General features: G+C 70.6%; 18 protein-coding genes and 1 pseudogene. 11 read left to right on the forward strand and 8 right to left on the reverse strand.

Annotation, left to right across the window (positions count from 1 at the left end):
* Positions 1–46 precede the first annotated feature (46 nt).
* The gene (locus M6444_RS14345) at positions 47–421 is read left to right on the forward strand and encodes a nuclear transport factor 2 family protein (RefSeq protein WP_298328640.1); all 375 of its coding nucleotides are present in this window, start codon (positions 47–49) and stop codon (positions 419–421) included.
* Here M6444_RS14345 and M6444_RS14350 read toward each other — a convergent pair.
* Together M6444_RS14350 and M6444_RS14355 are read right to left on the reverse strand one after the other, a co-directional pair.
* Complete coding sequence (locus M6444_RS14350) at positions 408–914, reverse strand: GNAT family N-acetyltransferase (protein WP_298328642.1); 507 nt, start codon at positions 912–914, stop codon at positions 408–410. The two genes, M6444_RS14345 and M6444_RS14350, sit on opposite strands and share 14 nt — an antisense overlap.
* Before the next feature lie 44 nt (positions 915–958).
* Entirely contained in the window at positions 959–1,261 is a 303-nt protein-coding gene (locus M6444_RS14355; RefSeq protein WP_298328645.1) for a metal-sensitive transcriptional regulator, read from the reverse strand.
* A gap of 154 nt (positions 1,262–1,415) precedes the next feature.
* On the opposite strand from M6444_RS14355, the gene M6444_RS14360 reads away from it, so the two are divergent.
* Entirely contained in the window at positions 1,416–2,477 is a 1,062-nt protein-coding gene (locus tag M6444_RS14360; RefSeq protein WP_298328648.1) for a zinc-binding dehydrogenase, read from the forward strand.
* Positions 2,478–2,505: 28 nt separating this feature from the next.
* Positions 2,506–2,979 carry a winged helix DNA-binding protein gene (locus M6444_RS14365; RefSeq protein ID WP_298328650.1) on the forward strand — a complete coding sequence of 158 codons (474 nt, stop codon included), beginning with the start codon at positions 2,506–2,508 and terminating at the stop codon, positions 2,977–2,979.
* Here M6444_RS14365 and M6444_RS14370 read toward each other — a convergent pair whose 3' ends face one another.
* Together M6444_RS14370 and M6444_RS14375 are read right to left on the reverse strand one after the other, a co-directional pair.
* Entirely contained in the window at positions 2,980–4,626 is a 1,647-nt protein-coding gene (locus tag M6444_RS14370; RefSeq protein ID WP_298328654.1) for a glycoside hydrolase family 3 protein, read from the reverse strand.
* Between the two features lie 176 nt (positions 4,627–4,802).
* A complete protein-coding gene (locus M6444_RS14375) occupies positions 4,803–5,966 on the reverse strand; it encodes an ROK family transcriptional regulator (RefSeq protein WP_298328657.1) in 1,164 nt (387 codons plus the stop codon).
* A gap of 126 nt (positions 5,967–6,092) precedes the next feature.
* On the opposite strand from M6444_RS14375, the gene M6444_RS14380 reads away from it, so the two are divergent.
* From M6444_RS14380 to M6444_RS14400, 5 genes are read left to right on the forward strand one after another with little or no spacing between them, the layout of a single operon-like run.
* On the forward strand, positions 6,093–7,319 hold the full coding sequence (locus tag M6444_RS14380; protein WP_298328660.1) for a hypothetical protein: 1,227 nt from the start codon (positions 6,093–6,095) through the stop codon (positions 7,317–7,319).
* Positions 7,320–7,832 (forward strand): hypothetical protein, encoded by a 513-nt coding sequence (locus M6444_RS14385; RefSeq protein WP_298328662.1) that lies wholly within the window; start codon positions 7,320–7,322, stop codon positions 7,830–7,832. It begins immediately after the preceding gene.
* Positions 7,829–8,515, forward strand: a complete 687-nt coding sequence (locus M6444_RS14390; protein WP_298328665.1) for a hypothetical protein — start codon at positions 7,829–7,831, stop codon at positions 8,513–8,515. The genes M6444_RS14385 and M6444_RS14390 overlap by 4 nt, the downstream gene beginning before the upstream one ends.
* Positions 8,512–11,604, forward strand: coding sequence for a hypothetical protein (locus M6444_RS14395; protein ID WP_298328668.1), 3,093 nt, complete (start codon positions 8,512–8,514; stop codon positions 11,602–11,604). The genes M6444_RS14390 and M6444_RS14395 overlap by 4 nt, the downstream gene beginning before the upstream one ends.
* A gap of 39 nt (positions 11,605–11,643) precedes the next feature.
* On the forward strand, positions 11,644–12,105 hold the full coding sequence (locus M6444_RS14400; protein WP_298328671.1) for a CoA-binding protein: 462 nt from the start codon (positions 11,644–11,646) through the stop codon (positions 12,103–12,105).
* Positions 12,106–12,133: 28 nt separating this feature from the next.
* On the opposite strand, the gene M6444_RS14405 is transcribed toward M6444_RS14400, so the two are convergent.
* Positions 12,134–12,922, reverse strand: coding sequence for a helix-turn-helix domain-containing protein (locus M6444_RS14405; protein WP_298328674.1), 789 nt, complete (start codon positions 12,920–12,922; stop codon positions 12,134–12,136).
* 309 nt (positions 12,923–13,231) lie between these two features.
* On the opposite strand from M6444_RS14405, the gene M6444_RS14410 reads away from it, so the two are divergent.
* The 3 genes from M6444_RS14410 (at position 13,232) to M6444_RS14420 (ending at position 21,318) form a co-directional block, all read left to right on the forward strand.
* On the forward strand, positions 13,232–17,680 hold the full coding sequence (locus tag M6444_RS14410) for a S8 family serine peptidase (RefSeq protein WP_298328677.1): 4,449 nt from the start codon (positions 13,232–13,234) through the stop codon (positions 17,678–17,680).
* A gap of 144 nt (positions 17,681–17,824) precedes the next feature.
* A complete protein-coding gene (locus tag M6444_RS14415) occupies positions 17,825–18,583 on the forward strand; it encodes an IclR family transcriptional regulator (RefSeq protein WP_298328680.1) in 759 nt (252 codons plus the stop codon).
* A 119-nt stretch (positions 18,584–18,702) separates the two neighbouring features.
* Positions 18,703–21,318 (forward strand): polysaccharide lyase family 7 protein, encoded by a 2,616-nt coding sequence (locus tag M6444_RS14420; protein WP_298328684.1) that lies wholly within the window; start codon positions 18,703–18,705, stop codon positions 21,316–21,318.
* Positions 21,319–21,327: 9 nt separating this feature from the next.
* Here M6444_RS14420 and M6444_RS14425 read toward each other — a convergent pair whose 3' ends face one another.
* From M6444_RS14425 to M6444_RS14435, 3 genes and pseudogenes are all read right to left on the reverse strand, one after another.
* Positions 21,328–21,948, reverse strand: a complete 621-nt coding sequence (locus tag M6444_RS14425) for a hypothetical protein (protein ID WP_363326378.1) — start codon at positions 21,946–21,948, stop codon at positions 21,328–21,330.
* Between the two features lie 5 nt (positions 21,949–21,953).
* A complete protein-coding gene (locus M6444_RS14430; RefSeq protein WP_298328689.1) occupies positions 21,954–23,936 on the reverse strand; it encodes a DUF4962 domain-containing protein in 1,983 nt (660 codons plus the stop codon).
* Positions 23,933–24,431: pseudogene (locus M6444_RS14435) on the reverse strand (hypothetical protein); the annotation flags it as partial. The pseudogene M6444_RS14435 and the gene M6444_RS14430, both read right to left, overlap by 4 nt.

Below are 24,431 nucleotides of genomic sequence, written 5' to 3' on the forward strand. Positions count from 1 at the left end.
GCGGCTGCAAGGCAGGGTCACCGCGACCCCCGGTAGGGTCGGGCTCGTGCATCCCTTTCGAGCCGCCGTCGAAGCAGGCGACATCGACGCCGCCGTGGATCTCCTCGCCGACAACGTCGTCTTCAACAGCCCGGTGGCCTTCGAGCCCTACCGTGGCCGCGAGTCGGTACGCCCGATCCTGCGCGCGGTTGCGCAGGTGTTCGAAGACTTCCGCTACGTGCGCGAGATCGGTGCGCCGGACGCTGCCGATCATGCCCTGGTCTTCACCGCCCGCGTCGGCGACCGTCAGCTCGACGGATGTGACTTCGTGCATGTCGACGCCAACGGCATGATCGACGAGTTCACCGTCATGGTTCGCCCGCTCAGCGCGGCGATCGCCCTCGCCGAGACGATGCAGGCCCGCCTCTCTAACCAGCGGTGACGTCGCGGCGACAGGGTCGCTGCATGATGACCTCGCGGCGCACACCGTCGGGCATCAACTGGGTCTCGCCGGTATACCCGAAGCCGTGCCGTTCGTACAGCGCGGCAGCCGGCCGGTTGCCGTCGGCCACAGCCAGGCGCACCAGGTCGGCGCCGCGCTCTTCAGCCCACTGCGTCACCGCCGACACCAGCCGGTCACCGACACCGCGCCCGCGTGCTTGCGGAGCGACCCACATCGACAGCAGTTCGACGATGCCGTCCCGCTCGGTGGGCATGCCACTGGCCATGCCGACCGGAACGCCGTCGAGCAGCGCCACGACGTGATAGGAACCCGGAACCGCCAGGCGGGCACGCCACCGTTCCTCGCGATCGCCGGCGACTTGCCAGTCGGCCAAGCTCGCCCCGAACGCTTCTGGCGCGTCGGCCAGGGCCGCCAGCCGGAGCTCTCGCCAGACCGGCCAGTCGTCCGGGCTGAGCACACGCAGGTCGATCATGCGGCGAGTGTGCCATGCGGACCCAGGCGAGCCCACCGGTTGAATCAGGAGCGCACCAGGCGCGCGATGGCGTCGGAGGCCTCCTTGATCTTCTGGTCCGCCTCCTCGCCGCCGACGCGAGCGGCCTCGACCACGCAATGGTTAAGGTGCTCGTCGAGCAGCCCCAACGCGACGGACTCCAACGCCTTCGTCATCGCGGAGACCTGGGTGAGGATGTCGATGCAGTACTTCTCCTCGTCGACCATGCGCTGCAGGCCCCGCGCCTGACCCTCGATGCGGCTGAGCCGCTTCAAGTACTCGTCCTTGCGGTGAATGTAGCCGTGCGTGCTGCCCTGAGCGTCGCTCATGCCCGTCTCCTCATGTCCTGACCCAACTCTCAAGATACCCCCGATGGGTATCGCGCCCTGATGACTCGCCCGCCGGAGCAATCTAACGAGCGCGTGAGCCGTCATCATATTTATATGTCGTGACATTTAATGTCGCGCCATATAGTGTTGCCACATGGACACCTCCTGGGGGCGATCCCCCGACACGGTCAACACCGGCTCTATCCGTCACCGCCGCATCACCGTGGACCGCTTCGGCGGCCCCGAGGCGCTCCGCGTCACCGACGGGGAGACACCACCCCCGGCCCCGGGTCACACCCGCATCCGCGTCCTCGCCGCGGGCGTCGGCCGGACCGACCTGATGGCTCGATCCGGCGACTACATCCTTCAGCGCAGGGCCCCGTTCACCCCGGGCTACGAATTCGTCGGCGAAGTCGTCGACCACGGCGACGGCGCGGCCGACGACGCCCCGGCTCCAGGCACGATCGTGGCTGCGGCGCTTCCGGCGATGGGCGCCTATACCGAGTACGCGTCGGTACCCACCTGGCTGCTGATCGAGGTTCCGGCCGGGATGAGCCCGCACACAGCGGCCAGCATTCCGCTCGACTACCTGACGGCCACCAGCCTGCTCGACACGCACGCGCGCGTTCATACCGGCGACACGGTTCTCATCCAGGGCGCCAGCGGATCGGTCGGCGCCGCACTCGTCGGGCTCGGCCACGCACGCGGCCTGCGGATGTACGGCACCGCGTCCGTGCCCGCGGCGATCGAGCGGCTCACCGGCGAGGGCGTCACGATGATCGACTATCGGCGCCAGGACTTCGAAACCGCCATCAAGCAGCAGGAACCCGCGGGCATCACGGCCGTGTTCGATCACCTCGGCGGCGCCGGCGTGCGCAAGGGCTTCCGCCTGCTCGGCCCCGGCGGCGTCCTGGTCAGCTACGCCTTCGCCGGGCGCCCCGGGTACATGGTGGCCGACACCGTTCGCGGCGCCGCACTGGTCAGCTTGATGGGACTGCGGCCCCGCCGCCGGACGGCATTGTGCATGGTGCCGCGCGAGATCCGCGCTGATCACGCATGGTATCGGCGCACCATGCACGCCCTGCTCGACGCCGTAGGGCGCGGAGACATCGACGCGCCGCCGACGACGACGTTTCCGCTGCGCGAGGCCGGTGCGGCCCACGCAGCTCTGGAGCACCGAGAAGTATCCGGCAAGATCGTGCTCACCACGGCATGATCGCGGAGATGACGGAGCACCAACGCCGATGAACGAGGTCGAGGAACTGCGGTACCTGATCCTGGCGCTGCAGCGCGAGGGCAACCGCATGCTCGCGGCCGCGCTGCGCCCGCTCGGGCTCACGCCTGCCCAAGGCGAAGCGCTGGGTCTCATCGCCAGGCACGAGCCGGTCACGTTGAGTGGACTCGGGGCCCTGCTCGTCTGCGAGTCCGGCACGAACCCGAGCCGCATCGTCGACCGGCTCACCGGCACCGGGCTGGTCCGACGCGACACCGATCCGGACGACCGCCGCCAGGTACGCCTCACTGTGACCGCACGTGGCCGTCAGATCGCCGAGCAGGTCACGGTCGCCGAGAACGCCCTGCACGAGCGGCTCACCGCGATGATCGCCGGACACCAGGTCGGACCGGCGCTCGAACTGCTCCGCTCGATGGCCGGCCGGCTCCCGGCCGGGCAGTCGCTCGAACGCCGCAAGACGCTGCGAGCCGACGACCCGTCGTGATCAGCGGGCAGGCGGACGCAACCGCGACGCGAGCAGGTCGGCCGCTGCCTCCGCGGTGATGCGCGCGGCACCGTGCGCCAACACGTAGCGCTCCCCCAGCACTTCCGGAGGCGTACCGGTGCCGTGATCGACGACGATCGCCTCCGGTCGCGCTGCCCGAACGGCCCGCACCACGTCGGCCTGCCAGGGCTGGCGGCGTACCCCGCGCACGGCGACGACGACCGGCCGGCCCGGGTGCGCGGTCAGCGCGTGCCGAGCATCCGGCCCGGACTCGTTCACCGGAACGACGACGGTGCCGTCCAGCCGCTCCGCCAGCTGCCGACCGACACCCCAGGGCACGGCCCCGGCGGCGATGGACGGCCGGTCCTGCAGCTCGATGACCACCGGCGCGTCGGGAAGTGCGACGTCGCCGCTGGTGGTCACCGCTCGCACTGCGGCGTTGGCGGCGGCACCGCGGGCCAGGGGCGCCGGCGTGACGGCGCGCAGTCTGCGCCGCAGGGATCGCACCCGGAAAGCGGCCTCGGCCAAGCGCCGTTCCGGCAATCTCCCGGATCGAACAGCGTCGACCATGGTGTCGACGATGCGCTCCAGCGGCTCAGGCCCGACGGTGTCGCCGCCGATGCACAGCGCGTCGACGCCGGCCAGCAGAGCCTGTACCGCGGCCTCGGCGTGCCCGACGGTGCGACTGATCGCGTGCATGTCCAGACCGTCGGTCATCACCACGCCGTCGAAGCCCAGTTCGTCCCTGAGCAGGCCGGTGATGGCTGGCGCGGACAACGTCGCCGGGGCATCGGGGTCCAGCGCCGGAACCCGGATGTGCGCCGTCATGATCACGCCGACGTCGGCCTTGATGGCCGCCTGGAACGGCGGTAGCTCGCGTTGCCTGATCACCTCGAGAGCGGCATCGAGCACCGGTTCGGTCAGATGACTGTCTTCGCTGGTGGCGCCATGCCCGGGAAAGTGCTTGGCCGTCGCGGCGACACCCTGGCTCTGCTGCCCGGCGACGAACGCCGCGACGTGTCGGGCGACGAGCTCGGGGTCGAAGCCGAACGAGCGCACGCCGATGACCGGATTGTCCGGATGCGCGTCGACGTCGGCGACCGGGGCGAAGTTCAGGTCGATTCCACAGGCGCGCAGGCGCGAACCGAGTTCAGCGGCCACCTGCTCGGTGGCGGACGGGTCGTCGAGCGCGCCGAGTGCGGCGTTGCCTGGCAGCGACGAGCCGTGCGCGACGTCGAGCCGGGTGACGTCGCCACCTTCCTCGTCGACCGCGATCACCAGATCCGGGCCGGCATCGTGCAACGCGGCCGCCAGGCGCGCCACACCGGCGTCACCGTGCTCGGGATCGATGTTGCGCCCGAACAGCACGACACCGCCGAGACCTTCGGCGGCCATGCGCCGTAGCCAGGCCGGCGGCTCCGACCGCCCCTCGAAACCAGGGAAGAGGGTGCCCAGGGCCAGGCTCCGCAGCTGCGCGGACCCGCGACGCGACGGCGTCATGTCAGCCGTCCCGCGATGGCGGCGCACGCGGCGCGACTGCGGCTGCCAGGTGGTGAGCACGTCGCTCGGTTCACGAGTACCTCCAGAGTGTTCGCCGACGGCGTGCGCGCCGGTTTCGGGGTCGCAGGTGCTGTTCTGACGGCGCATCGCACCCTACCGTAAAGTTTGTTGCCAGTATGTTCAGGCGGCGTTGGGCGGCTCTGCGCGGAGACGGACGCCGCTGTCGAGCTGCGCACCACCAGGCGTTGTGCTGCACCACGAGGCGTGTATGGGTGGTGGGGCAGGGAATTACCAAGTGAACATGATCATTTGGAAGCCGGGGGTCAGGTGGCGGCGAACAGGTCGTCGCGGGCGTGCTCGACCGCCCGCAACACTGCGCCACGCAGCACCGGCGCCTCGTCGACGGCGGTGGGCACGACCTGCGGATGAACCGGGGCGATACGCCGCACCGCGTCTGCGACCATCGCGGCCAGCCGCTCGCCGCCGGCCGACCCGACCTCCCCGGCCAGCACCACCAGCGCTGGATCGACCACCGCACACACCGACGCCACACCCAGCGCGAGCCGCTCGGCCAACTCGTCGAGGAACTGCGTGCCCGCGGCGGCGCCGACCGATGCGTCCTTGATCGCTGCCGCTGCGTCGGCGGCCACGATGCCGTGCTCGGCTGCCAGTTCGACCACGGCCGCGGCTCCCACCAGGCTCTGCAGGGCACCGCGAGCAGGACGTTCGACGTCAGCCGGCGATGGCGCACCGGGCATCGGCAGGTAGCCGATCTCACCCGCCGCGCCGGTCGCCCCTCGGTGCAGGTGCCCGCTGAGCACCACGGCCAGGCCCACACCGCGCCCGACCCACAGCAACACCATGTCGTCCACGTTCCGCGCCGCGCCTTCGGCGCGCTCGGCGATCGCAGCCAGGTTGACGTCGTTGTCGAACGTGACGTCACACCCCAGATCCGCTGCCAGGAGAGCGCGCAAGCCGCGCTGCCACCCGGGCAGGTCGAACGAGAGCTCGATGTCACCGGTGGCCGGATCGACCACGCCCGGCATACCGATCACGACCGCGTCGACGTCCTGCACCGCAACCCCCGCCTCGGCGGCGACGGCGACGGTCGTGTCGTGGATGAGCTGCCTCGGGTCACCGGCGCCCTCGGCGCTGCGCTGGACCTGTCCTGCCACAGCGCCGGTGACATCGGCGACCGCGGCGCGCACCCCGTCGGGGTTCATCTGGACACCGACGGCGTACGAGCACCCCGGACGCAGCGCATACAGCTCCGCGCTGGGCCCGCGTCCGGTCGAGCGGGTGCCCACCGCCTCCACGAGCTCGCGCTCCTGTAGGCGGGCCAGCAACTGCGAGGCGGTCACCTTGGAAAGCCCGGTGCGCTTGCCCAGCTCGACCCTGGTCAACGGCCCTTCACGCAACAGCAGCTCGAGGGCGCTGCGGTCGTTCATGACGCGCAGCAGGCTGGGCGTGCCGGGTTGTCGCGACATGTCACCTCACTATGGCCCGCACGTCGCAGGTCCGTTCTCAAGATTGCCGACATCGTAGTTGGCGCCGACTCGACGGGTCACGGCCCGGTTGGACACCGGGCCCCTCGGTGATGGCATCCTGTGCGGGTGACCGGGGGGACCGAGCCGACTCTAGACCAACTGGCCGGCGACGCGGCCGTGGTCCGGTTGTACCGCCAGGTCTTCGCCGTGCTGGCCCGCGAGTCCGGCGCGATGATCGCCGATTCCGGCATGCTCGACGTCGACGAAGCGATTCTGGACGCGTTTGCCGACGCCGGCCGTGAAGGCCTGACGCTCGACCAGGCCGTGGCCGCGTGCCGCCCGCTCGACGCGAGACTGGTGACCCGCCGGTTCGAGGTGCTGCGCGAGTACGGCGCCATCAGCAAGGTCGTCGATCGGCCCAACGAGCGCTTCCACCGCGCGGCCTTCGCGCCGTACGTCATGTTGCTGTTCCTGCGCCGGATGGCCGAGCAGGGCGGGCAGGCCGAGCTGCACCAGCTGCTCACGCTCGAGCACGTCAACGTGCAGGAGCCCGACGCCACGGCCGAGGTCGGGCGCACCTCGGTCAGCCGGCTGAGCCGCATCTTCCGGCACCTGGGCAACGAGCTGGCGATCCTGGCCGCCGGCAGCACCGCCGAAACCCTCGGCGACCACGCGCAACTGCTGTGGGGCAACAAGTCACTGATCACTCAAGCCGAGCACGTCCACGCCGTGGTGATCGAGCGCTGGCCACAACTGCACGGTGAGTGTGCCACGTTGCGCCTGGCGCTGGCGGCCTACGGCGACGCCGTGGAGACCGCCGCCGGCCGACTCATCGAGCAGGCGGGCACCACCCGCGCACTCGGATTGCTGCCGGTGGAGACGTGGGTGAGCTTCGCCCGCGGCTCCGATGCCGACACTCTCGCCGGCGTTCTCGACGGGTTCGTCTTCGACGCCCCGGCGCCGTGGTTCTCACCACATCAGCTCACCGAAGCCGTCGAATCCGGCCGCCAGACCGGTGGTGCTCGCCAGCCCCCGCCGCGGCCCGAGGCCGGCGCCGCACCGCCGCCGGAAACCACCGTGGCCCCCGCCGACGACGCCGACCACCTACGCGACCTCGCCGAACGCCTCTTGGGCGACACGACGTCGGTGCCGGTCACCGAGGTCCTCGACGACTCCGGCGACTGGCCCGCCGCGCGCCGCGTTCTGGCCGACCTGACCGCGCTGCACCATCACCCCGACCTGCCCTACGAGCTGGTCTGGAGCGACGGACTGCGCATCGACGTCACCGCCAGCCCCTCCTGGACGTCGCACGGCTCGCTCGTGCGCGTCGCCGATGCGGAAGCCGAGAAATAGATGAGCGACGACGACGCCCTGTGGTGGGCGAGGCTGCGCTCGGGCGGGCCCCGACCGGTCTCGCCGGACAGCGCCTACCCAGCCGGCGTGCGCCGGCTGGTGGAGCCCGACGCGGGCGCGGTGTGGCTGGTGCCCGACCTGCCCGACGGTGCCAGGCCCGACGTCCTCGACGAGCTGGGCCTTCCCGGCGCCCATGTCGATCAGCGCGGCGACACCGCCCGGGTGCTCGCGGCCTGCTTGCGCTGCTGCTGGACCGAACCGTCCGGGCCGGTCTGGCCGGGCGTGGGAGCCCAGCTCGACAACGTGGCGACGGCGTTTCGGTCCATCACCGACAACCGCGACGAGCGGGCGCTGCATGCGGCCCTGCTCGGCGCCGTGCGTCGCCTGGCCGGGTCCGGCTGGCTGATCTTCGACGAGGACCAGCGCGTCGTACGTCTCGGCCCGCGGGTCGCGATGTGGAACGCAGCCGAGCTGAGCAGCCTGCGCGAGCTGTGGCGGTCGATGCCGCGATGACGGCGAGTATCGACGACGGGCGGCATCCGGTGTTCGAACCCGTGCTGGCCGAGCTCAGCGAGCGGCACCGCGACGAGGTCCTCACCGCCTTCGCCGCCGTCGAGCACAGCCGCGACCCCGTTCCTGAGGCGCAACTGGCCGCCCTACGCGATGCGACCCTGCGCCGGCATCTGCGCCAGCTGCTCGGGCGGGTCGGGCGCACCCTGGTGCCGGTCGCTGGCGGGCAGTGGACGTCCGGATACACCGACGACGTCGCCGCCCGCTTGACCGCCGACGGCTGGAACGCCTTGCCCGGCATCGACCGCGCCGTCCTCGTCCTCGTGCTGATCCATTCGGTCGCGATCCCGCGCAGTCAGGGCCTGCTCGGCGGTGACTCCTGGACTTCCGGGCATCCCACGTCGGCCGACGAGCTCATCAGGTACTCCCAGTTGCCGCGCGGCGAGATCCGCCCCGCGCTGGGCCGGTTGCGCGCCGCGGGACTCGTTCAGGCCGCACCGTCACGCGGGCGCCAGGCCGACATCGGCACCGCCTACCTGCCTGGACCGGCGTTGCACCGGCTCACCCCGGCGGCCCGGCAACGGTTGGAGCACCAGCTGATCCTCGCCGCGGCCCCGGAGAGCCCACTGGCCGCGGCGATCCGCGCCCGGCAGGTGGTACCACCGGACATGGACGGAGACGAATGAGCACAGCACGCCGCTCTTCAGGCGTACCGACGGACGGGCCGTTCGATGTCGTCGGCGAACGCGTCCTGGTCGGTATCCAGGTCGTCGACATCTCCCGGCTGTCCACGCACCCGGTCCCGCTGACCACGCAGGGGCTGGTGACGGTGGCCGGTCAGGGCCCCAAGGACTCCAACGGCGCCGGCAAGTCGTCGTTCATCGCGGCGCTGAGTCTGCTGCACGCCGATGAACAGTGGAAGCTGGCCAGCGGTGCCGCCGGCGCGGCCGAACTGCTGTTCACCGCGGAGCTGGCGGCGCAGGAGAGCCGGTGGTCCAACGTCGACCGCGGCTACGTCATCGGCGTGTTCGCCCCGCCGGCCGCGGCGAGTACCAGCGACGTGGCCGGTCAGTGCGTCACCGTGTGGCTGCGCATCAATCGCAAGGCGCCCTACCTCGACCTGCGCTGGCACGACGGGTTGCACCTGCCGTACGGCTCGACCGAGCAGGAACGTGCGGGGCGGGCCGACGAGCTGTGGCGAGCGCTGCCGCGCAGCAACGGTCGCACCGACTTCCACGCCAACCAGCTGTCCAAAGTGCTGTTCGGCCGGCATGCGCGCTGTGTGTCGTTCCTGTCGACGTCGGTGCGTTCCAGCCCGACGGCCAACCTGCTGGCGCAGCCGCTCAACGATCTCGCTCCGCACCGCATCTTCGACGCGATCGCGACGCTGACCGGTCTCGACCGCGAGCTCGACCATGAGCAGGTGCTGCGCTCGGCCGAGCACACCCACCGCACGACAGTGCTCGATGCCGAGCGCGACCTCGCGGAGTGGGATCGTGAGATGGCCGTGGTGGAGGCCGGCATCGCCCGGCGGGTCAAGGCACGCGAGTTGCTCGACGCCGCACGCGACGCCTGGCGAGCCCGGTGCGCACGGCACCTGCTCGACGGCATCGAGGAAGCCGGCCACCTGCGCTCACAACTCAACACCCTCGACGAGTCCATCGCCGAGTTGCGCGCGGAGATCAATGCCGTCGACGACAAGCTCGCCACCCTCACCGACGACGACGGCGCCATCCGCCGCTTCGACGCGGCGCGCCAGCAGCGCCAGGAGCTACTGGCCCGCGATCGCGAACTCGACGCGAGTCACCAGGCCACCACGCAGAACCTCGAACGGCTGGTGGCCCGGGCCCGGGAACTCACCGAGCAGGCCAGGTCCGCCGACGGACGCGACGCGGAGACCGCACGGGCCGAGGAGGCCGCGGCCAGGACGGCGCTGGAGCAGGCGATCGCCGCTCACGGTGTGGCCCGGGCCGCAGAGGCCGCTGCTCGTCGGCGGGCCGAGGCGGCAGCAGACGGCGACGACGTGGCTGCTGCCCAGCTGCAGCGGCTGCGTGCCGCGCAGATCCCCGCTGCGGCGTTGGTGGACGTCGTGCAGGTCGACGAAGCCGAACGCGTTACGTGGGAGCCGCGGTTGATCCCGTACCGCGACGCGACCGTCGTGACCCGTGCCGACGTCGACCGTGCCCGCACGGCGTTGGCGGATCTCCCCGGGTCGGTGCTCGTCATCGCCGACGCCGCGGACGCGGAGTCCGGCCGGTTCGACGTCTCGGGGTTCCTCGACGCGATCGCCGCGCGGGCCGGTGCTGCCTCCGACGTCGACACCCAGGCCGGCGTCATCGTCGTCGGCGGCTTCGCCGAGCCGTTCACCGGCCGTGCGGCACGAGTGGCCACGGCCGAGGACGAGCTGCGCGTCGCAGCCGACGCCGTCGCCGAGGCCGCCTCTGCCGTCGAGGCAGCCCGCGCCAAGCTCGACGCGGCCGAGGCACGCACCCGCGCGGCCGCAGCCGCAGCGGCCGCCGAAGCCGTGCAGCACGAGATCGCCGAGTTGCGCGCGGCCAACGACGAACGCCAGGAACGCCGCGACGCGCTGGCGCCACAACTGGCCGAAGCCGAGGAGGCCTACGCGCGTGAGCTCGGAGTACGAGATTCGCGCGACGAGCGCATCGCGAGCTTCCGCGGCACCCGCAAGCGGCTGGAGCAATCCCTCGCCGAACGCGAGGCCGAGGTGTTCCGGCTCACCGAGGCGCGCGACGCGTTGCACCTGCTCGACCGCGAGAAGGCCTGGGGCGACTCCCCCGAGGCTGCTGAGCGCCACCTGGCCGAGCTGGACGACCAGGCCGGCTGGACCTTGGCGCAGTGGAACGACCATGCCTGCAGCCTGACGAACGAGGTGGCCATCCGCTGCTTCCCGCCGAGCACCCCCGCCAACGAGATGACCGCTGAGCTGCGCGAGCTGTTGGTCACCCAGAACTGGCACAATGCCAGCCTGGACACCCGGGTCGGTATCGTGCAGCCGCTGCAACGGGCGCTGCGTTCACACCTCGACGACACCGCCGAGCACGACCACCATCAGCTCCGCCAGATCACCGAGCAGCGCACCCGCCGCAGCAACGACCTGGCCGCCGCGCGCCTCGGCCTGGCCGAGGCCGAGCAGACCGCCCGGGCGCACCGCTCCACCCTCGCCGCCGGCATCAAAGCCATGCTCACCAAGGTCGCCGCCGAGTTCGACCGGTTGGACCAGGACTACGGCGGATACGGCGCGGGTCTGGACTTCCCCGAACCGGAACCGCCGTCGGAGCCGGACAAGCCGTGGCGCTGGACGGTCAGCCCCAAGTGGCGCCGCGCCGAGGGCCAGCGGATGTCGTCCTACACCTTGCGGACGAACACCGCGCAGATGGACGAAAAAGCGGTCAAGCTGGTGTGCGCTGCGGCATTGGCGCGCGGCAGCGACCGGCCGATGCTGCTGATCCTCGACGAGCTGGGGCGCAACCTGGGCAAGCAGCACCGCCGCGAGGCCGTCGCGCTGTTCGAACGCATCGGCACCGACCACAACATCACCGTGGTGGGAGCGTTGCAGGACGACATGGAGCGCTACGCCATCGAGGCTTCCGGGCTCTACATCAAGCTGCGCCGCCGCTCGGACACCATGGCCTACAACGAGGAGCCGGTCATCGTCGGTGACGAGGCCAACCGCGAACGCGTCGAGCTGCTGCGCGACTGGTTCGCGTCGTACCGTCCGGGGACCGACCGGGAGCTGCTGTCGCCAGAGCAGTAGCGATCGCTGTTGATCACCGAGTGTGCGAGAGTGCGGTTCATGACGTCCACGCCCTCCATGCCGCCGGTGCCCGGGAAGCACGTGAACGATCCCGAGGTGATCCGGCGCCTGCTCACCACGCCTGCCACCTGGGCGATCGTGGGCCTGTCGGCCAATACCGCTCGGACCGCCCACGGCGTCGCGCAGTTCATCCGCGACCGGCTTGGGATGCAGATCGTGCCCATCCACCCGCGCGGCGAAGACACTCTGGGTGCGACGGGCTACCGGAGCCTGGCCGACGCTCCGGCGCCCGTCGACGTGGTCGACTGCTTCGTGAACAGCAGCCGGGTCGGCGACGTCGTCGACGAAGCCATCGCGCAGCGCGAGCGGCTGGGTATCAGCGCCGTCTGGCTGCAGCTCGGCGTGATCGACGAGGCCGCCGCCGAACGCGCGAAAGCCGCCGGACTCGACGTCGTCATGGACACCTGTCCGGCCATCGAGGCCCCGCGCCTCGGCTTGTGAACTGCCCTCGCCGCTGTCGCCGCGCCGCTCACCGGACGTCGTCCAACGGCGTCGCCTGTGTCCACAGCACCTCGAACGCGACCTTCAACGTCGCCGCCAGCGCCTGATTGTGCACCACCAGCGTGGTGGCCGAACTGTCGGCGTCGGCGGCATGAGGCAGATTGAACGCGACCGACCGCTCGTCGACGATGGTGAGCTTCAACGGCAGGTTCTCCGCGACCCGCACCTGCTCACCCAGCGCCGCGAACGTGTGCACCAGCTCCGAGGTCCGTTCGTCGTCGAGCATCGAGCGCTCGTAGATCGCCCGCTCGACGACCTCGGGCACGGTGGCCTCCTCGGGCACCGGTAGCGCCAGGTACGGCGAGCGGACCAGCGAGACGACCTCGCGGCGCGCCTCGGCCCACAGCTGTTCCACGCGTTGCACGGCATGCTCGGCGTCGCGCAGCACCTCCACGTAGTCGGTGTGTTCGGCGTGCGCGAGGCCGCTGCGGTACTGCGGGAGCAGTTCGCCCGCGATCACCGTCGCGGTGTCGGCCACGCGGTCGAGCTCCCGGCGCCGGATGGCGATCAACCGCTCGGCGACCCGGTCGGGCGGCTGGGCCCGGTAACGCAATGTCTGACCAGGCACGTGGACGACGACACCGCGCTCGGCCAGTGAGGCCAGCACGTCGTAGACCCGCTGGCGCGGGATCGGCGTGCTCCGCGCGATCTCGGCCGGCGTGGCGTCCTGGCGGCCGATGAGAGCCAGGTAGGCGCGCGCCTCGTACCGGGTCAGCCCGAGATCGACCAGGCCGGCGACATTCGCGGCGGTGTCCATACAAATCAGCCTACTGTCACCATTGACAGTGGTGACATGCTTCGTTACTTTCGCCGGAAAGCCCGGGGGGCGGCTCCGCGCAGGCGCGGGCTCACCTGCCAGGTCCTGGTACCAAGGAGGCCCGTGTTGCACTCGATGCCGCGTCGTCACGGGCATTCTCCGGCGGATCCCTCCGGTGTGTTTCTCACCGCATCCGGCAACCACGCCGCTCGCGGCCGGTCATGTCGGCACCCTGCCGGCACCGGTGATCTGACCCCAGGTCGAACACCCCTCGACACCCTGTGGGTCGACCAGTAAGGAGCCACGATCATGCGTCGAACCCTGACCCTGTCCGCCGTGGCGGCGCTCACCTTGGGCTTGATCCAAGGCGCCGGCGCCGCACCAGCCGACCCGGATCCGCCGAATCCGGACACCCCCGTCGAAGTCACCGACGTCACCTCCCACGGTGCCGACAAGACACCGGTCATGACCCTCGGCAGCGCCGCCGACGAACCCGAGCTGTACATCGTCCAGCTCGCCGACCCGGCCGTGCCGGCGTACGAGGGCGGCGTCGACGACATCCCGGCCACCTCGCCCGAGGCCCGCGGGACCAATCGTCTTGATGCCGACACCGCGGCCGTGCGCACCTACCGCGACCACCTCGAAGCGGCCCAGGCCGACCTGGTCGCAGCGATCAGCGACGAGACCGGCCGCTCCCCCGAGGTCGTGCACACCTACACCAACGCCATCAACGGCATCGCGGTGACGCTGACCCGCGACGAAGCGCGCGCCGTGGCCGACCTACCCGGCGTCGTCGCCGTCCAGGTCGACGAGCAGCGCGAACTCCAGACCGACCACGGACCGGAGTGGATCGGCGCGCCCGCCCTCTGGGACGGCTCGGGCACACCCGGTGGCGAGCAGAGCGCCACGAAGGGCGAAGGCGTCGTCGTCGGCATCCTCGACAGCGGCATCAACCCGGCCAACCCGTCCTTCGCCGACTCGGTCCCCGAGGCCGACGGCGGCGACGGCTACGACCACACCAACCCGCTGGGCTCCGGTAACTACGTCGGGGTCTGCGATCCGGCCAACACCGACATCTACGTGCCCGACTTCGGCTGCAACGACAAGCTGATCGGCGCGTGGGGCTTCACCGTCGGCGAGCCGACCAGCCCGTACGACGACAACGGTCACGGGTCGCACACGGCGAGCACCAGCGCGGGCAACCAGGTCGACGCCACCACCTACAGCGCGCCCGGCACCGACCACGAGTTCAGCGCCACCCGCAACATCAAGGGTGTCGCGCCGCACGCGAACATCATCGCCTACGACGTGTGCACCACCTCCGGCTGCTCGATGGCCGCGATCACCGCCGCCATCGACCAGGCGATCGCCGACGAGGTCGACGTCATCAACTACTCGATCGGCAGCGACGCCGCCTCGGCGCCGTGGGCGGACGTCGACTCCATCGGCTTCCTCAACGCCCGCGCCGCCGGCATCTACGTCGCCACGTCGGCCGGCAACGAAGGCCCCGGCGCTCACACCGTGGGCTCCCCCGCCGACATTCCGTGGATCACCTCGGTCGGCGCCTCGCAGCACAACCGGCAGTGGCAGGCCGAGGTCCAGGACATCAGCGCCGATGGCGGCGAGACGATGCCCGCGATCCAGGGTCTCGGTTTCAGCTCGCCCACCGACGGCACCCACCCGCTGGTCTACGCCGGCGATCTGGGCAGCCCGCTGTGCATCGCCGACGAGATGGCCGGCCTCGACCTGACCGGGCAGATCGTGGTCTGTGACCGCGGCGAGACGGGCCGGGTCGAGAAGGGCGGCGTCGTGGCGGCGCTCGGCGCGGCCGGCATGATCCTCGCGAACGATCAGGCCAGCGGCGACTCCCTCAACGCCGACGCACACTTGCTGCCCGCGGCGCACATCACCTACGACGACGGCGTCGCACTGAAGGAGTGGATGGCCGAGGTCACCGGCGAGCAGGCGAGCCTGTCCGGCGGCCTCGAGGTGATCTCCGACGATGTCGCCGACATCATGGCCGCCTTCTCCAGCCGCGGCCCCAACCGCGCCGTCGACGTCCTCTCGCCCAGCATCACCGCCCCGGGTGTGGACATCCTCGCCGCCGCTGGCGCCGACAACGAGACCGTCTGGCAGTTCATTTCCGGCACGTCGATGGCCAGCCCGCACATCGCTGGCTCATTCGCCCTGATCAAGGCGATCCACGGCGACACGTGGTCGCCGGCCGAGGCGCAGTCCGCGCTGATGATGACGTCGCACACCGACGTCACCGACAACGACGGCACCCCGGCGGACTGGTTCGACATGGGTTCCGGCCGGGTCGACCTGAACGTCGCTGCGCAGGCCGGTCTGGTCATGGACGAGACCTACGCCGACTACATCGCGGCCGACCCGGCCCAGGGCGGAGACGTCAAGGCGCTGAACATCCCCAGCATGGCGAACAGCCAGTGCCTGCAGGCCTGCACGTTCACCCGTACCGTCACCGGCACGTCGACCGGGGAAGGCACGTGGACGGTGACTGCTGAGAACCTCACCGACGGCGTCACCGTCTCGGTGGAGCCCTCGACGTTCACCATCGCCGAGGGCGAGGACGTCGAGCTGACCATCACCGCCGACGTCGCGGACGCGAGCACCGAGGCATACCAGTTCGGCAACGTCGTGCTGACGCCGCCGGATGGTTCGACGGCGCCGGAGGCGCACTTGCCGCTCGCGGTGCTGCCCTCCACCGGCGTCCTGCCCGGCAACATCGTCATCGACACCCGCCGCGATGCCGGCTCCCAGGAGTCGGTGCCGATGGAGGCCATCGAGATCACCGACCTGACGACGTCGGTCGCCGGTCTGGTGCCTGCGGCCGAAGAGGAGCTGTCCATCGACGAGGACTCGACGAACTCCGACCCCTTCGACGGCAACGGCAGCCACACCGCGGTGATCGAGGTGCCCGAGGACGCCTCGCGGTTGGTGGTCTCGCTCACCGACTCCACGGCCAACGACATGGACCTGTTCGTGGGCACCGGCTCCGAACCGAGCCCAGCAGCCGTGGTCTGCTCCAGCACGACCCCTGGTTCGAACGAGTTCTGTGACGTCACCGATCCCGAAGCCGGTACCTGGTGGGTGCTGGTGCAGAACTGGGAGGCCTCCGAACCGGGCGGCACCGACGTGGTCACGCTCGGCACCGCCGTCGTGGCCGGAGACGCCGGAAACCTCAGTGTCGAGGGCCCGCAGCAGCAGCCCGAAGGCGAACCGTTCACCATCCGCGCTCACTACGACGAGCCCGACCTGGAGCCTGGCCAGACGTGGTACGGCGCGATCACCCTGGGGTCGAGCCCGGACTCGCCGGGCGACATCGGCACCGTGCCGGTGACGGTGAAACGCCATGCCGACGACGTCACCAAGACCGCGTCGGTCGACACGGCCGGCCCGGGCGACACGGTCAGCTACACGATCACCGTGCAGCCCAACGTCACCCCGGTCGACCTGTCGTACTCCATCACCGACACGATCCCCGACGGCATGACCTACGTCGAGGGTTCGGCCACTGGTGGGGCCACGGTCGCCGACGGCGTGCTCGAGTGGGAGGGCACGATGCCCACAGCCGTCGGCATCCAGGGCGACTACGAGATCACGACCAGCGCGGACGACTCCGCCTGTGTCAACCCGTTCACCGGGACCGCCGAGTACACGAACCTGGAAGAGTTCGGCATCCCGGCCAACCCGGGGGTCACCGGTGACGGCGTGGCCTACACCGCGTTCGCGGGCACGGCGTTCGGGTTCTACGGTGACCTGTACGACGGCTTGGGCTTCAGCGACGACGGCTTCCTCATGTACGACGTCCCCGCGAACTACGGCGGCCAGCCGGGCCTGCCGCAGTCGCTGCCGGACCCCGCGAAGCCGAACAACGTCGCCGCGATGCTCTGGCAGGACATGAACATCACCTACGACGCCGCCACGAACACCGGAGTCTCGCTGGCCACCGCCGGCGACCTGGCGATCGTGGAGTACGACAACGTCCGCCTGTCCAGCGACCCGGACGGCGAACAGGGCACCTACGACGTCGAGGCCTTCGTCCTGGCCGGCAGCAACGACATCGTGTTCGCCTACGACAACGTCACCGGACCGCTGGACGGACCGTTGACCATCGGGACGGAGAACTCCGACGGGACCTCCGCGACCACGCTGGTCGACAACGGCAGCGCCGACGGCGTCATCTCCGACGGCACGGTCGTCTGCGCGACGTATGCCGGCCCCAGCCTCGACCCGGTGGAGATCACCTACGACGTCACCGTCGACGCCGATGTCGCCGACGGGCAGGTGCTCACCAACTCCGCCGTGCACGTCACCGACAACCCCGGCGCGCAGCCGGTCACCGCGTCGGCCGACGTGACGGTGGAGGCGCAGGAGCCGGTCACGCCGGCGGTGACGGTCGAGGGCACCACCGACGCGGCGGAGCCGGGCACCGACGGCGTGTTCACCTTCACCCGGCCGGCCGACGCTGCGGCCGGTGAGGTCACGGTGTCGTACTCGGTCACCGACGGCCGTTACACCCGGCCCGGTCGCGACTACGAACCGCTCGACGGCGAGGTCACCTTCGCCGCCGGTGAGACGACGGCGACCGAGGTGGTCGGCGTGATCGACCGGCGCGGGCCCAGCCCGAAGGAGCGGTACGTCGAGATCACCATCGAGCCCGGCGACGGCTACGAGGTCGGCGATCCGGCCACGGCCAGGGTGAACATCGTCAGCGACGGCAGGCCCGGAAACTGACGAGCTGATCAACGCAACCATCGAGCCGGCCGGCAGCCCAGGTGGGTTGCCGGCCGGCTCACGTCGTGACCCCGCGGACCGCGGCGCCGTACCGCCGGCCGAACGCCTTCCACCTATACGAACGCTGCACCGTACGATGGATCGGTGGCAGAAGTGCAGTTCCAGCCGGTCAAGTCCGCCGACCGGACACTCGAGATTCTCGAGGTCCTGGCCGACTCCCCGGAGCGGATCGGCCTTGGCGACCTGGCCAGACGACTGTCGATACCCAAGAGCAGTCTGCACGGCATCCTGCGCACGATGGTGCGCCGGGGCTGGGTCGAAACCGACGAGTCGGGCCTGCTGTTCGGGCTGGGGGTGCGCTCGCTGCTGGTCGGCGCGTCGTACGTGGAGCGCGACGATGCCGTCGCCCGGACGCAACCGCTGCTGGACTGGCTGAACTCCCAGGTCGACGAGACCGCCCATCTGGGTCGCCTGGACGGCACCGACGTCGTCTACCTGGCCAAGCGCGAGTCGCGCCATCCGCTGCGGCTGTACTCGGCGATCGGGCGCCGGCTGCCCGCACACGCCACCGCGCTCGGCAAGGCGTTGCTTGCTGCTCGCGATGACGCCGAGGTGGCCGACCTGCTGCCCGCCAAGCTGGCCACGCTGACACCCAACACCATCGACCGTCGCGACGGCCTGCTCGCCGAACTCGACCGCATCCGTGCCGCCGGCTACGCCGTGGATCGAGAAGAGAGCAGCGAAGGCATCCGCTGCTTCGCGGTGAGCCTGCGGACGAGCCATCCACCGGTCGACGCCGTCAGCGTGTCGGCTCCGGTTCTGCGCCTGGACACGCGGATCGAGCAGCGCATCATCGACGCGCTCGGCCAGGCCAACGAACGGTTGCTGTCGCCTGGGGCCTGACGGAGCGCACCGCCCGCGACCAGCTCAGCCTCCCTCGCAGGGATTGACAAGATTCCGCGGATCCAGCACTGTTCATGTACATGACCGCCATGCGCAAACATGAACGGCGACCTCGCCGAGTGCGTCTCCTGGCGACCGGCCTCGCAGCGCTCATCGTCCCCGCGGCCTTCACCGCACCGGCGGCGGCCGCAGAACCGCCCGAAGCCATCACCGTGGTCGAGGTGACGGCGTCGAGCAGCGACGGCAACCTGCCGGAGAGCACGATCGACGGCGACCTCACGACCCGCTGGTCCGCGCAGACAACAGATCCGGCGGGCCCGGAGTGGATCCGGTGGGACCTGGGCGAAATCCGCCAGGTGGGCTATCTCGGGCTGGCCTGGCACCAGGGCGATCGCCGGACCTCGCAGTTCGACCTCCAGGTCTCCGACGACGGCGCGACCTGGACGACCGTGGTCGCCGCGGCGAGCAGCGGCGGCGAGACCGTCGACCTGGAGGCGGTGGAGCTCGGGGTGCCGCCGGAGTCCGGCCTCCAGACGCGCTACCTGCGCTATCTCGGCCACGGCAACAGCTCCGGCAACGGCTGGAACTCCATCAACGACGTACGCGTCTACCCGCCGAATCCGGACGGCGCCGTCGTCGAGGAATTGGCGTCCAGCTTGCCCGAACCCGACCCCGACGCCGAACCATGGACGACACCCGGGCTGGTCGAGCCGGACGGCGAGCCGTACGCACTCACCCCGCCGGCGCCGGCGACCGGGCAGACGGTCAACGTGCTCGACCATGGTGCCGACCCGGCCGATGGCACCGGGGACGACGCCGCGGCCATCCGCGCGGCCGTGGCCGCGGCCGAGCCAGGTGACGAGGTGTACCTGCCACCGGGCGTCTACGACCTGGACACCACCGTCCCGGCCGACCCCACCACCAACATCGCCTTGCGCTCGGGCATCCACCTGCGCGGCGCGGGTGCCGACGAGACCATCCTGCGCTCGGCCCTCACGCCGCAGACGCCGTCGGGGAAGGTCCTGCGCGGGATGGGCATCACCGACGTGGTGGTCGCCGATCTCACCGTCACATCCACGTTCGACGGCGAGTTCTCCGACGATCCCAGCGCGGACGCGGGCGGCGGTCCGGCCTACGGCATCTTCGTGTCCAATCTCGGCGTGCGTCCGAGCCTGCGGGTCGTGATCGACGCGGTCACCGTCGAGCGTTATCAACGCATGGGCGTACGGATCGAGAAGAGCCGCGACGTCGAGGTCCGCGGCTCCACGTTCCGCGACGCCACCAGCGTCGGCGGCGGTGGCGCCGGTTACGGCGTGACCATCCAGGGCACGCCGCTGGAGGACAGGTACGCCTACCCGGACGACTCGCGGCACAACGTCGTGCGCGACAACACCTTCGAGGGCCCGTACCTGCGCCACGCGATCCTGTTGCAGTACTACACCCACAACAACCTCGTCGTGGGCAACCGGATCACCGGGACCGTGCTCGATGCGATCGATCTGCACGGCGAGGACGAATACCTCAACGAGGTCCGTGGAAACACGGTCATCAGCAGCCGCGCGGCGGGTATCGCCCTGGGCAACACCGGCGGGACGGCGACGCAGCACGACGCTTCCGGCCCGGGCAACTGGATCCACGGCAACGTGCTGCAGGGCAACCGCGAGGGCGTGCTGGTCCACATCGGCTCGCCGGAGACGTTGATCGAGAACAACGTGGTCGTCCGCGGGCATCGATCGCCGGCCAGGGTGGGCATCGAGGTGCGCCATGCCCCGAGGACCGTGGTGCGGGCCAACACGATCACCGGTAACCGCGCCGACGGCTTCTGGGGTATCCGCCTGACCGACGACCCCGGCGACGACGGTCACGGCGCCGGTATCCCGACCGACGTGCTCATCGACGGCAACGTCGTCGCGGCGAACTCCAACGGCGTACGGATCGACGCCGGCAGCGGCATCGTCCTCGACGACAACATCGTGCGCGGCAACACCGGCGAACAGGTCCGCATCGACGACGACGCGGACGTCGTCACCGAAGGCGAGCCTGGCGGTGACCCGGCCTGCGACGCCCCGTCGGACATCCTGGACCTGACGGACTGGAAGCTCACGCTCCCGGTCGACGATCCGGACGAGGACGGCCAACAGCCGCTGGAGATCACTCAACCCGAGCTGGACGGCTACACCGCCGAGCCGTGGTTCGTGCCGCTGCCGGACTGCGACGGTGTGCGGTTCCGCAACTCGGTCGACGGTGTCACCACGCCCAACTCTTCGTACTCCCGGTCCGAGCTGCGCGAGATGACCGACGGCGGGTCGGAGCTGGCGGGCTGGTCGTCCACCTCGGGAACACACACGATGGTCATCGACCAGGCGATCACGCACCTGCCCAACGACAAGCCGCACGTGGTGGCCGGCCAGATCCACGACTCCGACGACGACGTGACCGTGTTCCGGCTGCAAGGCACCAGCTTGTACGTCACCGACGGCAACACCAGCACCTACCACCTGATCACCGACGAGTACGAACTCGGCACCAGATTCGAGGCGAAGTTCGTGGTGAGCGACGGCGCGGTCCGGGCGTACTACAACGGCGAGTACCAGACCACGATCGAGAAGGACTTCGACGGCGCCTACTTCAAGGCCGGGGCGTACACCCAAGCGAACTGCGGCAACTCGCAGCCGTGCGACTCGAGCAACTTCGGTGAAGTGGTGGTCTACGACGTCACCGTGACGCACGAGTGACCTCCTGGCTCAGCCGGCCTCGCGACCGCGACCGACACCGGCGGCCGCGAGGCCGAGCCAGACCGGCACCGACAACCCGAAGAACGGAATGATCGTCGGCAGCAGCACACACGTCAGCCCGAACGCCACCACCAGCACCACCAGCACGACCGAGGCGAGGGGCCGGGTCACCGCCAGCGTGACCGCGTCGGTCAGCCACTCCCGCATCGCCGCCTCGGGTCGGCCCGCCGCGGCGACCGGCAGCATCACGGCCACGACGAGGCCCGCCACCCCCACCGGCAGCATCGCCATGGCCAGCAAGAACGCCACCGGTGTATCGCGACTACCGAGAAAGATCAGGTTCACGACGAACATGGCGGCGACCACCGTCGCCACCAGCCCGGCCGGCACGGTCCGGCGCCACGTCGCAGCGAACTCACGCAAAGTCGTGGTGAACACGCGATCGTCGCCCTCGGTGAGCCAGCGATGCAGCGCCCGCCCGGCAGCCACCCAGGCCGGTAGCCAGGTCACGATCGGCACCGTCAGCAGGAATGCCGCCACGCCGGCCAGCGCCAGGTTGGCGGGATAGGCGAGCACGGCGAGGACCCGGTGCTCCCACCGGGTCCGGCTCGCGCCGTCCGCGCCCGCCATCGACGTCACGTCCGCGACTCCGAGCGGGCCGCGAACCCCTCACCGGCGATGTCGGCGTCGTCGCCGAGCGCACCGGAGGGATCCTTGCCGTCGAGCTCGATCGCCACCGTCTCCACGTCGCCGCCCCGCTCGACCTCGACGACCAGGCACCGACCCTCTGACCGCACGTCCACCGTCGAAGGCTCGACGTCGTCCCAGGCCAACGGCTCACACACGGTGACGAACCGAGCTTGCTCGACCGGGCCGCAATGCCGCCGCAGCGTGTGCTGGACCTTCTCGATGACCAGGCTCGGCGTGCTCGACGTCGGGTTGGCATGGATGGGCGTGGCGACCACCTCGGCATCGAGGTCTGCCGGTTCCAGTGCGGTGATCCGCAGCCGGCCCGAGCCGGCGGCGGCCTCCCATCGCCCGGTCCCGGTGGACTCGGCGGGGTTGTCGGTCTGCAGCAACCAGGTCCATCGCCGCGGCACGCCGGCGGCCAGGTCGTCGATCAGGACGAGCGTGCCGCGCGGCGACATGACCAGATGCCGGTCCAGGCGATGGACCTGCAGGTCTGAGTCGTACATCGCCGCGGACTCACTGACCGCGTACACCCAGCCGTCGCCGACGGTCGCGGTCCGGATCCGGGCGACGTGCTCGCGCAGCAGGTCCTTGTAGACGTGGTAACGGTCTTCGTTGACGAAGCCGTGCCCGTCGACGAGCACGCTGTTGTGGTGCTCCGCGCGCTTGCGGTTGGAGTAGCCCTCGTCGATCGCGAGATACGAGCCGTGCCCCAGGAGCACGAAACTGCCCGCGTCCGGGTGATGGTGCCCAGCGTTGAGCGTCGACCACCCCTTCTCGTCGGCCAGCCGGTGCGAGGTCTCCCACGCCTTGTGCCCGCCGCCGGGTGCAGCCTTGAACGACACCAGGCACGCATCCGGCTCCCAGGACGTCCGGCCGGTGACCAGGCCCAGGTCGGGGAAGACCCGGCCCAGCGGCAGCGCGTCCAGGCCGGTCGCCGGAACCGTCGGGTCGTACCAGAGCAGTTCCTGGTAGGCCTCCGGCCGGACCCCCGGCTTGACGCCGCTCTCGTACGCCTCTCGCCAGAAGAACCGGTCGGCCACGCGCTCGGCCAGCCACTGCGCCTGCGGGATCCGGTACTCCGCAGCGAGCTTGTAGTACAGCGCGACCGAGTGGCCGCTGCGCCGGTCGTGGCAGTCGCCGTGGTCGACGATCCGCTCGAGGTCCGGCGCCGCCTGGTAGAGGCGATACCAGAACGTCTCGCGCAGGTACGCACTGCGCGGAAACCAGTCGTTACCTTCGGCGGCCTTCAGCACGTCGAGGTAGCTGACGATCCACGGCACGCCGTATCGCCAATAGACCACGCCCTCGCAGTTGGAGCCGTCGTCGGGCAACAGGTCCAGCACCGTGGCGAAGTTCTGCTTGGCCCGCTCGGTCCAGGCCTGCGCCGGCGCGTGCTCGGCGGCCAGGACATAGCCGACCGTGGCCAAGCCCGCGTAGCAGATCCAGTTGTGGTTCTGCCAGTACGACGCCGACCACCACTGGCCTTCGGACTCGACCGCGAAGTCGTACAGTCGCGTGCCCTGGAGCACGAGCTTGTCGAACAGCGCCGTCCGCTCGTCCTCGGGCAGGTCCGAACCGGCCCACGCGTAGGCCAGCGCCAGGCCGTGGCACAGCCAGCCGGCGTCGAGATCGTGGTCGGGCATGTGCGCCTTGCCCCAGTGCGGGAACGACACCGGCGGCGCCAGCCAGCGGCGTAGTTCCTCCAGATAATGCCGCTGGCCGGTGAGGCGGTAGGCCAGCGCGAGGTTGGCCGCAGCCGGCCCGAAGTAGGTGATGCTCGCCCGCGGGTGTTCAGCCGGCAGAGCCTCGCCGCGGTAGCGCTCGCACTCGTCCAGCAGGCGCCGGAACTGCCGGGCGCGTGTCCCGGAGGCCTCCCGCCGAAGTTGGTCGAGGCGCCCGGCCAGCAGCAGCGGTTCGATACTCACATGTCCTCCCGGGGATGATCGTCGATCTGGCCGTCGGCTCGGTGCACGCGGACCACATCCGGTAGCACCTCCAGCGCCGCGACCCGGCCCTCGTCACCGGGCCAATAGACGCTGGCGAACGTGACGTCGGTGGCGGTGGCTGTCCAATCGGCTGCCGCGACGACGGCGGCCGGATCGTCCGACGGTCCGCGGGCGGGCACCACCGCCAACCCAGCCGGACCGGACGCCGTGTGGATGGCGTGCAACGAGGTGCCGCCGCGCCGCGGCGCCCAGTGCGTTCGCCAGTCGGTTCCCGTGGCCCGGACGTCGAGTCCGGTAGCGGGCCGGAACCCCAAGGTGACCGTGCGCTCGTCCCCGGAGCCCGATCGTGCTCGTACGACGTCGAGCAGGTAGTCGGCGGTCATGATCAGCCAGCGGCGCAGCGCAACGCCCGGGAACGCGTCGTCGGCGCGTAGCACCGCGCGGGCCGGCGGTCCGGGGTCCCAGCGCTCGACG

Origin of the sequence: Haloactinopolyspora sp. (assembly GCF_027324685.1) — a bacterium.
Lineage (GTDB): Bacteria > Actinomycetota > Actinomycetes > Jiangellales > Jiangellaceae > Haloactinopolyspora.